Consider the following 7,160-nt stretch of genomic DNA (forward strand, 5'->3'; position numbering starts at 1 on the left):
TGGGTCCAGGCCCTCGGCCCGGCGCCGGCGGCCCCGCCGCGCGCTCCCCGCGAGCCCCGCGCCGGTGGCGGCCGCGGCGCCGAGCGCCCCCGTGGCGGCGGCGGTCCGGTCATCGCTGAGGGCCAGGCGACGGTGAAGTGGTTCAACGCCGAGAAGGGCTTCGGCTTCCTCGAGCCCGACGACGGCGGCCCGGACGTGTTCGTCCACTACTCGGCCATCGCCGACCAGGGCGGCTACCGCGAGCTGACCGAGGGCCAGCGCGTGGAGTTCCAGGCCAGCCAGGGCCAGCGCGGCCCGCAGGCCGACACGGTGCAGCCCATCTGAGCCGAGCTGCTCGACTGACGAGAGCCCCCGACCGCAGCAGCGGTCGGGGGCTCTCGCGCGTCCGGGTCAGGAGCGCTCGACGGACTCCTCCAGGACCGTCCGCCCCAGCGACGCGTACGTCTCGGGACGTGCGCGGCGCAGCCACAGCGCCCCGAGCGCCGGCAGCACGAAGCACGCCCCCACGATGTAGGGGATGGCCGTGAAGAAGGGCGACACCGACGCCGGGCCGCCGGCGAAGCTGATGTTGGAGAACAGCAGGTAGATCACGTAGAGCATCCCCAGGCCACCGAGGGCCGGGATGATGCCGGTGGTCCACAGCCCGCCGCGGTGCACCTTCTTGACCTGGAAGTACCAGATGACGGCGAGCGAGCAGATGGCCTGCACCAGCAGGATCGCCATGGTGCCCATGAGCGCCAGCAGGCTGTACATGTAGAAGTAGGCGCCCTGGCCGACGTCGCTGCCGTTGGTCGTCAGCAGGTAGAAGCCGATGACGAAGGCGGCCGTGATGGCCGTCTGCACCAGCGAGGCGACGTGCGGCGAGCCGTGCTTGCGGTGCACCGCGCCCAGGGAGCCGCGCAGCGCGGGCAGGTCGCGGCCCATCGCGAACAGGTACCGCGAGGCGGCGTTGTGGAAGGCCTGGGCGCAGGCGAAGGAGCCGGCCACGATGAGGAACAGGTAGACGTCGGCCACCCACTCACCGCCGAGGTTGGCGGCGGCGAGCCCGGTGAACATCGACGTCGGGTCGGTGGCCGAGAGGGTGATCGCCTGCTGGGCGCCGTTGCCGGCGATCACCAGCCACGAGACGAGCACGTAGAAGACGCCCAGGCCGACGACGGCCATCAGGGTGGCCCGCGGGACCATCCGGCGCGGGTTCTTCGACTCCTCGCCGTACACCGCGGTGGTCTCGAAGCCCACCCACGACCAGAACGCGAAGAACAGGCCGATGGCGCCGCTGCCGGCCGCGAGCAGCGCGGGCGGGTCGCCGGCGGTGATGTCGAAGCCGCCGCCCTCGGGGAGCCCGGTGAAGGCCCCGATGGGGTTCAGGGAGCCCAGCTGCCAGCCGTCGGCCGGGCCGCGCACCACCACGGAGGCGGCCAGCGCCACGAGCAGGACCACCTCGCAGACGAGGAAGAAGCCCATGACGAAGGCGGCCAGGCTGATGTCGAAGTAGCCGAGCACGCCGACGACCAGCACGCAGGCGGCGGCGAGCACCAGCCAGTTGACGCTCAGGCCGAACCACTGGTCGAGGGCGTCGGAGGCGAAGAAGCTGAAGATGCCGACCAGCGACGCCTCGAAGACGACGTAGGCCATGGTCGCCAGCGCTCCGGAGGCGGTGCCCCAGACGGTGCCGAGGCCGTGGGTGATGAAGCCGTAGAAGGCGCCCGCGGTGGTGATGTGCCGGGCCATGGAGACGAACCCCACGGCGAACAGCGTGAGGATGACGGTGGCGACGGCGAAGCCCGCCGGCGCCTGGAGCCCGTTGCCGTAGGCGATGGCGATCGGGACGTTCGCGGTGACGGCGGTGATGGGCGCAGCGTTGGCCACCGCCATGAACAGGACGGCGACGAGGCCCAGCGACCCCGCCTTGAGGGCCGCCGGAGGGGTGCTGCTCGTGGGGGCCGGGCTGGCTCCCTGCTGGGTGGGGATCGGTGGTGTCGTGCCGGTGGTCTCGGTGGCCACGCCAGGTCTCCTGACAGAGCGGTTCGGTGTCCCGGCCCGTGCTGGGCCGGTCGTTGGCCGGGAGGTTCCTCCCGCTGCGCGGCGGCTGCGTCACCAGCGTGTGACCAGCGTGTTTCGGTGTCTCCAGGCCACCGTCCGGTGTGGTCTGGTGCGCGCATGACGAGCTCCTCCTCCTTCGACGGTGTGCGCGTCGCCGTCACCGGCGCCAGCCGCGGCATCGGTCTGGGCGTCGCCCGCGGGTTCGCGCGCGCCGGCGCGCGCGTGCTGCTCACCGCCCGCGGCGAGGCCGACCTCGCCGCGGCTGCCGCCGCGCTGCGGGCCGAGGGCGGCGACGTGCAGCACGCCGCGCTCGACGTCTCCACCGGCGCCGGGTGCGCCCGGCTGGCGCAGGCCGCCACCGACCTGCTCGGCGGGCTCGACGTGCTGTGCGCCAACGCCGGCATCTTCCCCAAGGCGGAGCTGGCCACCATGACCGAGGCCGACCTCGACGAGGTGCTGGCGGTGAACGTCAAGGGCACCGTGCTGGCCGTCGCCGCCTGCGCACCCCTGCTGGGCGCCTCCGGACGCGGCCGCGTGGTGCTGACCTCGTCCATCACCGGACCGGTCACCGGAGACGCCGGCTGGTCCCACTACGGCGCGAGCAAGGCCGCGCAGCTGGGCTTCATGAGGACGGCGGCGCTGGAGCTGGCCCCGCAGGGGGTCACCGTCAACGCCGTGCTGCCCGGCAACGTGCTCACCGAGGGCCTGCGGGACCTCGGAGCCGAGTACCTCGACACGATGGCCGCGGCCGTGCCGCTGGGTCGGCTCGGGTCCGTGGACGACATCGCGGCGGCGGCCCTCTTCCTGGCCAGCGAGGGGGCGGGCTACATCACCGGCCAGAGCCTCGTGGTGGACGGCGGGCAGGTGCTCCCCGAGGGGTGAGCGGTGCGTGGGGCTGGCAGGCTGCGCGTCGTGCCCAGCAGCGCCGCTCAGCCGCCCTCCTCGTCCCCGTCCGTCGGGGTGGTGGTCCGCCCGCAGCAGCCGCCGGAGGCGCTGCGCGAGCACGCCACCACCGCCGAGCGGGCCGGCGCGCACGAGCTGTGGCTCTGGGAGGACTGCTTCTGGGCCGGGGGCCTGACCTCTTCGGCGATGGCCCTGGCGTGGACCTCGACCGTCCGGGTGGGCCTGGGGCTCATGCCCGTGCCGCTGCGGAACCCGGCCCTCACCGCCATGGAGGTCGCGGCGCTGGCGCGGGCGTTCCCCGCCCGGTTCCTGCCGGGCGTCGGTCACGGCGTGCTCGACTGGATGGGCCAGGTGGGAGCCCGCGAGGCCTCGCCGATGACGCTGCTGCGCGAGCACCTCGACGTGCTCGGGCCGCTGCTGCGCGGGGAGCGCGTGGACGCCGACGGCCGCTACGTCCACCTCGACGGCGTGCAGCTCGACCACCCTCCCCAGGTGGTCCCTCCGCTGCTCGTGGGCGCTCGCGGGCCGAAGACCCTGGCGCTGGCGGGGGAGCGCTCCGACGGCGTCATCCTCGACGCTGGACCGTCCCCGGACCAGGTCGCCGCGGCGGTCGGGCACACCGGGCGCGGGGGCGACGCGTCCTTCCACGTGGTGGTCTTCGTGCCGTCGGCGGTGGGCGACGGCGCGCGGGGGCGCATCGACGCCGAGGCCGAGGGCTGGGGGAACCACCGCCCCCAGACCCCGCTGGTGGGCAGCCCCGAGGAGGTGGCGGCGCTGGTGCGGGCCTACGGGGAGGCCGGGGCGACGTCCGTGGTGCTGCAGCCGGTGGGCGACGGCGAGGACGCGCTCGACGTGGTGCGGCTGGCGGGAGCGGCGGCGGCACTCATCTGACGTCTGAGGTTCAGATCTGGCCGGAGGGGGTACTGCTCTCGTCGTGAGCGACACGACGCAGAAGACCGGAGCCGTCCCGACGATCACCCTCAACGACGGGCGCACCATCCCGCAGCTGGGCTTCGGGGTGTTCCAGGTGCCCCCGGAGGACACCGCCGAGGTGACCGGGCGCGCGATCGAGATCGGCTACCGCCACATCGACACCGCGGAGATGTACGGCAACGAGAAGGGCGTCGGCGAGGCCGTGCGCGCCTCCGGCATCGACCGCGACGAGTTCTTCATCACCAGCAAGCTCAACAACGGCTTCCACCGCCCCGACGACGCGCGGAAGGCCTTCGACGAGACGCTGGCGCAGCTGGGGATGGAGCAGGTGGACCTGTTCCTCATCCACTGGCCGCTGCCGACCCTGTACGACGGTGACTTCCCCGCCACCTGGCGCGTGCTCGAGGAGTTCTACCGCGAGGGCCGCGCACGCTCCATCGGCGTCTCCAACTTCACGCCGCACCAGCTGCGCCGCCTCGCCCGCGAGACGGAGGTCACCCCGGCGGTGAACCAGGTCGAGGTGCACCCCTACTTCACCAACGACGAGGTGCGCGCCTACGGCGCCGAGCACCAGATCGCCACCGAGGCGTGGTCGCCCATCGCCCAGGGCAAGGTCCTGGACGACCCGACCATCAGCGAGATCGCCGAGCGCGTCGGCAGGTCGACCGCCCAGGTGACGCTGCGCTGGCACGTCGAGCGCGGTGACATCGTCTTCCCGAAGTCGGTGACCACCGAGCGCATGCAGGCGAACTTCGACATCTTCGACTTCGAGCTGGCCGACTCCGACGTGGCCGCCATCACCGCCCTCGACAAGGGCGAGGCCGGCCGCACCGGCCCGAACCCGGAGACCTTCGACTACGTCCCCAGCTGACGCCAGCAGGCAGCCGCGCTGACGAGGGCCGCTCCCACCACCCGGTGGGGGCGGTCCCGTGCCGTCAGGGGACGGCGACCGGGGCGACGTCCAGCAGCTCCCAGGTGCGGGCGTGCTGCTCGGCCGCGGCGCCGCAGGTGAGCCTCTGAGCGCTCTCCACGTGCCGCTGGCGCACCCGCACCGCGAGCCGCTGGCCGCGCGAGGTGTCGAAGACCACCCGCCACGCGGCTCCGGCGTCCTCGCCCTCCCGCGCGGCCGACACCGGCACCAGGTCCCGCACCTCGTCGCGGCCGAGCTCCAGGCGCGCGAGCACGTCCGCGGCCTGCACCACCATCGCGTCGCAGCAGCGCCCGCGCAGCAGCCCCGGCAGGACCCTGCCCCGCGCCGTCGCCGTCACCACGGCGGCGGCGTCGCCGGTGTCGACCCGGCCGTAGGTCCAGCCGGTGGGCAGCGACAGCAGGTTGGCGGCGAACCGGTCGCCGCCCAGGTGGGAGCACTCCCACACGCGCGACGGCGCCAGCTCGGCGAGCGCCGCGGCCAGCGGCCGACCGCGGCGGGCGCAGCACCAGTCCTTGCGGCCGTGCGTGCACACCAGCAGCGGCCCGCCGTCGGTGGTGTCGAGGTCGTGCCAGCCGTCGCGCGAGCGGGCCGCCTCGACCACGTCGGCCACCGCGCAGGTCCGGGTGATGACGCGCTCGCGGCCGCGGCGCACCGACACCCGCATGAGCACGCGCTCGGCGGAGGCACCGGCCCCGGCGCCGGATCGCAGCACGCTCGTCCCCGGTCGCCGCACCAGCAGCAGCTTGGCGCCGATGGACGCCGCGACGTCCTGCAGCGCGGCCGTGGTGCCCTCTCCCAGCCGCGAGGACGGGACCCCGCCGGGCCCCCACGGCCCGGGCTCCTCGACGAGGAGGAAGCCCCGCGTGGTGCTCGCCGAGCCCAGCACGGGCTCGGAGCGCAGCTGCGACTCGGCGGCGCAGGAGTAGCGGCGGTCGGCGGGGGTGAGGCCCTCGGGCGCGTAGGACGCCCCGAGGACCCCCGGCACCTGGTCGGACGTCAGCGCCGGCCCTCCGCTGAGGTGTCCGCGGGCACGAGGACCCGCTCGCGCAGCAGCCGCCGCAGCAGCACCTGCGCGTCGTCGACGTCGATGGCCACCCCCGACCCCGCCAGGGACGACGGCGAGGCGGGCCCCGCGAGCGCCGCCCGCAGCGCCGGCTCGACCCAGCCCGGGAAGCTGACGGTGCGCTGCCCGACGAGCAGCTCCACGCGCTCGCCGGCCACCCGGACCCGCGTGTGCAGGCCGACCCGCGGGCGGACCACCCCGTCGGGGCCGAGGGTGCGGGCGGCGCGGTCCTGGGCCAGGGGGCCGACCGGCTCCAGCGGCACCGCCTGCCGGCGGCGCGCGGCCACGACGCGCTCGACGGCGGCGTCGTCCAGCTGCTCCAGCCACGCGAGCGCCGCGCGCCGGAACGCGGCGACGTCGGTCTCGAGCCCGGTCGGCCCCTCGGCCTCCACCGGCAGGGGCAGCGCCCTGCGCAGGGCGAGGGAGTCCTCGCCGCCGCCCTTCCCCGCCGAGCTGAGGAGGTCGGTCAGGACGTCCTGCCAGGTGGTGGCCAGCAGCCCGACGGTGAGGTGGATGGAGCGGTCGTCGGTGGTCTGCGCCGAGTGCAGGTACCCGCGGGGCAGGTAGAGCGCGTCACCGGGCTCCAGCACCGTGTCGATGAGCGGCTCCCGCCCGCCCACCGGGTCGGGGCCGAGGTCCTTGCTGGGCTGCGTGCGCAGCGGGAGCTCGACGGCCGGGGGGTGGATGGTCCAGTGCTTGCGCCCGTCGACCTGCAGCACGAGCACGTCGTGGGTGTCGTGGTGGGGCTTGAAGCCCTGCGCGCCGGGAGGGGTGACGTAGACGTTGGTCTGCGTCTGGCAGCCGAGCTCGGCGGCCAGGTCGCGGCAGAAGACGCCCAGGGCGGGCCACACGCGGTGCAGCGCGTTGAGGACGATGGTCGCGCCGTCGGCGTGGTTCCTCGCGATGCCGTCGGGGTCGGGCATGTCGGCCAGGCGCTGGTTGCCGGCGTTCGCGGTCCGGGTGTAGCTCGACCGCGGCAGGCTGACGCCGTCCTTGACCATGGCGAAGAACGGCGTGCGCAGGCCGCGGGGGCCCAGCAGCGCGTCGACGTCGGCGGGGGAGAGCAGGTCGTCGAAGCCGCGCACGGGCGAGGACGCGCGGTCAGCTGCGCGCACGAGCAGCGGGGTGCGGTTCCACTGCTCGGCGGCGAAGCGCTCCGGGGTGGTCTCGAAGCAGCGCGCCAGCGGCGACGGCCCAGCCCCGGTCCCCGTGGGGACCGGGGCCGTCAGCTCGCGCTCGAGCTCAGCCGTCACGTCAGCTGTTCGCCGGGTCCACGCCGGCCGGGTC

Annotated in this window: 7 protein-coding genes; 4 read left to right on the forward strand and 3 right to left on the reverse strand. The window is 74.7% G+C overall.

Annotated features, from left to right (window positions below; all coding sequences use genetic code 11):
- Positions 1–111: 111 nt before the first annotated feature.
- Positions 112–324, forward strand: a complete 213-nt coding sequence (locus tag FHN55_RS14270; RefSeq protein WP_139713035.1) for a cold-shock protein — start codon at positions 112–114, stop codon at positions 322–324.
- A 66-nt stretch (positions 325–390) separates the two neighbouring features.
- Here the strand turns inward: FHN55_RS14270 and FHN55_RS14275 are convergent, their stop codons facing one another.
- Positions 391–2,004 carry an APC family permease gene (locus FHN55_RS14275; protein WP_257571005.1) on the reverse strand — a complete coding sequence of 538 codons (1,614 nt, stop codon included), beginning with the start codon at positions 2,002–2,004 and terminating at the stop codon, positions 391–393.
- A 156-nt stretch (positions 2,005–2,160) separates the two neighbouring features.
- Between FHN55_RS14275 and fabG the strand changes: the two genes are divergently transcribed.
- The 3 genes from fabG to FHN55_RS14290 are packed head-to-tail and all read left to right on the forward strand — an operon-like array spanning position 2,161 to position 4,750.
- On the forward strand, positions 2,161–2,925 hold the full coding sequence (fabG, locus tag FHN55_RS14280) for a 3-oxoacyl-ACP reductase FabG (RefSeq protein ID WP_139712996.1): 765 nt from the start codon (positions 2,161–2,163) through the stop codon (positions 2,923–2,925).
- 30 nt (positions 2,926–2,955) lie between these two features.
- Entirely contained in the window at positions 2,956–3,837 is an 882-nt protein-coding gene (locus FHN55_RS14285) for an LLM class flavin-dependent oxidoreductase (RefSeq protein ID WP_139712997.1), read from the forward strand.
- Positions 3,838–3,880: 43 nt separating this feature from the next.
- A complete protein-coding gene (locus tag FHN55_RS14290; protein ID WP_139712998.1) occupies positions 3,881–4,750 on the forward strand; it encodes an aldo/keto reductase in 870 nt (289 codons plus the stop codon).
- A 64-nt stretch (positions 4,751–4,814) separates the two neighbouring features.
- On the opposite strand, the gene FHN55_RS14295 is transcribed toward FHN55_RS14290, so the two are convergent.
- Both FHN55_RS14295 and FHN55_RS14300 read right to left on the reverse strand, forming a co-directional pair.
- Positions 4,815–5,795: a sucrase ferredoxin gene (locus tag FHN55_RS14295; RefSeq protein ID WP_139712999.1), complete on the reverse strand. Its 981-nt coding sequence runs from the start codon at positions 5,793–5,795 to the stop codon at positions 4,815–4,817.
- Positions 5,796–5,806: 11 nt separating this feature from the next.
- The coding region (locus FHN55_RS14300; RefSeq protein ID WP_218974668.1) for a cupin domain-containing protein at positions 5,807–7,160 on the reverse strand (1,354 nt) is incomplete at its 5' end.

The sequence above is a fragment of the Streptomyces sp. NP160 genome (assembly GCF_006335115.1).
Classification (GTDB): Bacteria; Actinomycetota; Actinomycetes; order Actinomycetales; family Quadrisphaeraceae; genus Quadrisphaera.

Excerpts from the sequence above, each read along its gene's own strand:
- fabG (WP_139712996.1), top strand. The coding sequence starts at position 2,161 with ATGACGAGCTCCTCCTCCTTCGACGGTGTGCGCGTCGCCGTCACCGGC.